The 2,157-nt window shown below is 69.8% G+C and carries 2 protein-coding genes; both read left to right on the plus strand.

What is annotated here, in order from left to right; all coding sequences use genetic code 11:
• Positions 1-173 precede the first annotated feature (173 nt).
• Complete coding sequence (gene nuoH / locus PROKR_RS29320; protein ID WP_036971211.1) at positions 174-1,472, plus strand: NADH-quinone oxidoreductase subunit NuoH; 1,299 nt, start codon at positions 174-176, stop codon at positions 1,470-1,472.
• Positions 1,465-2,157, plus strand: a 693-nt coding sequence (nuoI, locus tag PROKR_RS29325; protein ID WP_036971214.1) for an NADH-quinone oxidoreductase subunit NuoI, incomplete at its 3' end; no start/stop codon positions are given. The genes nuoH and nuoI, both read left to right, overlap by 8 nt.

Here is a 2,157-nt window from a genome sequence, read left to right on the forward strand (position 1 = left end):
CCGGTCACCGTCAGCACGGCGCGCGGCTCCGTCCGGGTGCCCGCCGCGGTCACCGACGGGATGGTCGACGGCGTGGTCTGGCTGCCGCTCGCGTCCGCCGGCTCCCGCGTGCACGACACGCTCGGGGCGGTCGCGGGCGACCTCGTCACCGTCACGCCGGAAGGAGACGCCCGATGAACCCGGTGCTGCTGGCCGAGGCCGCGCCCGGCGTGGCCGCGGACTTCTCGCAGGAGACCATCTGGGCCTCGATCGTGAAGGCCGTGCTGATCGTGGTCTTCCTGCTGACCAGCGTGCTGTTCGCGATCTGGTTCGAGCGCAAGGTCGTGGCGCGCATGCAGGTGCGCCCCGGCCCCAACTGGCACGGGCCGGCCGGCCTGCTCCAGTCGCTCGCGGACGCCATGAAGCTGCTGCTCAAGGAGGACATGACGGTCACGCGGGCCGACCGGTTCGTGTACCTGCTGGCGCCGATGATCTCGGTGTTCTGCTCGCTTCTCGTGTTCGCCGTGATCCCGTTCGGGCCGAGCCTGCCGTTCCCGTGGACCGACTGGACCACGCCGGCGCAGCTCACCGACTTCCCCGTCGCGGTGCTGTACGTGCTGGCCGCCGCGTCGCTCGGCGTCTACGGCATCGTGCTGGGCGGCTGGGCGTCGGGATCGACGTACCCGCTGCTCGGCTCGGTCCGGTCCACGGCGCAGGTGATCAGCTACGAGCTCGCGATGGGCCTGTCGCTGGTGAGCGTGTTCATCATGGCGGGGTCGATGTCGACCTCCCAGATCGTCTCCAGCCAGACGCAGATCTGGTGGTTCATCCCGCTCGCGCCGGCCTTCGTGATCTACGTGATCTCGATGATCGGCGAGACCAACCGCCTGCCGTTCGACCTCCCCGAGGCCGAGGGGGAGCTGGTCTCCGGCTACATGACCGAGTACTCGTCGATGAAGTTCGCCTGGTTCTTCCTGGCGGAGTACATCAACATGCTCAACGTCTCGGCCGTCTGCGTCACGCTCTTCCTGGGCGGCTGGCGGGCCCCCGTGCCCGACGGGTTCCTGGGCGGTGCGCTCAACGAGGGCTGGCTGCCCATCATCTGGTTCCTCGTGAAGCTCTGGGCCGTCATGTTCTTCTTCGTGTGGGTGCGCGGCACGCTGCTGCGCCTGCGCTACGACCAGTTCATGGTCTTCGGCTGGAAGGTGCTCATCCCGGTCGCGCTGGCCTGGGTCGTCGTGCTCGCCGTCGTGCAGTGGCTGCAGCGCGTGCAGGGCATGTCCTTCCAGCAGTTCGTCCCGGTGATCATCGGGGTCGCCGTCGTCTTCATCGCGGTCATGTGGTTCTGGCCCGACAAGAAGGCCGCGCCACCGGGTGACGGCGCGGACAAGGAGCCCGTCGACGCGTTCGCCGGCGGGTTCCCGGTGCCGCCGCTGCCCGGCGAGAAGCTGCCCCCGTCCAAGCGGTTCGGAAAGGAGGTCCACGGTGAGTGAGCGAGAGTCGGGCGAGTACCAGCCCTTGCGGCCCCAGCCGGGACCCATCGCGGAGCTGTTCGCTCCCGTCGCGGGCTTCGGCGTGACGCTGTCGTCGATGTTCAGGCCCACGGTCACGGAGCAGTACCCCCGCGAGAAGGTGCCCACCCAGCGCCGGTTCCACGGCCGCCACCAGCTCAACCGGTACGCCGACGGGCTGGAGAAGTGCATCGGCTGCGAGCTGTGCGCCTGGGCGTGCCCGGCGGACGCGATCTACGTGGAGGGCGCGTCCAACGCGGGCCTGCCCGAGAACGCGGGCCTGCAGGTCAACGCGGACGACTCGCAGGGTGCGCACATGAGCCCCGGCGAGCGGTACGGCGGCGTCTACCAGATCAACTACCTGCGGTGCATCTTCTGCGGGCTGTGCATCGAGGCCTGCCCCACGCGCGCGCTGACCATGACCAACGACTTCGAGCTCGCCGGCAAGACGCGCGCCGGCATGATCTACGAGAAGCAGGACCTGCTGGCCCCGCTCTCGGAGGGCATGCTCGCGGCGCCCCACCCCATGGTCGAGGGCACCACGGACACCAACTACTACAGCGGTGACGTGCTGGGCCCGACGACGGCCCAGGTCGACTGGGTCCGGGAGCACCGGCCCGACGACGAGACGCTCGACGCCGCCGCCGCCGTCGCCTCGGGCCGCGCG

This window comes from Promicromonospora kroppenstedtii DSM 19349 (assembly GCF_000515355.1).
Lineage (GTDB): Bacteria > Actinomycetota > Actinomycetes > Actinomycetales > Cellulomonadaceae > Promicromonospora > Promicromonospora kroppenstedtii.

Excerpts from the sequence above, each read along its gene's own strand:
- nuoH (WP_036971211.1), top strand. The coding sequence starts at position 174 with ATGAACCCGGTGCTGCTGGCCGAGGCCGCGCCCGGCGTGGCCGCGGAC.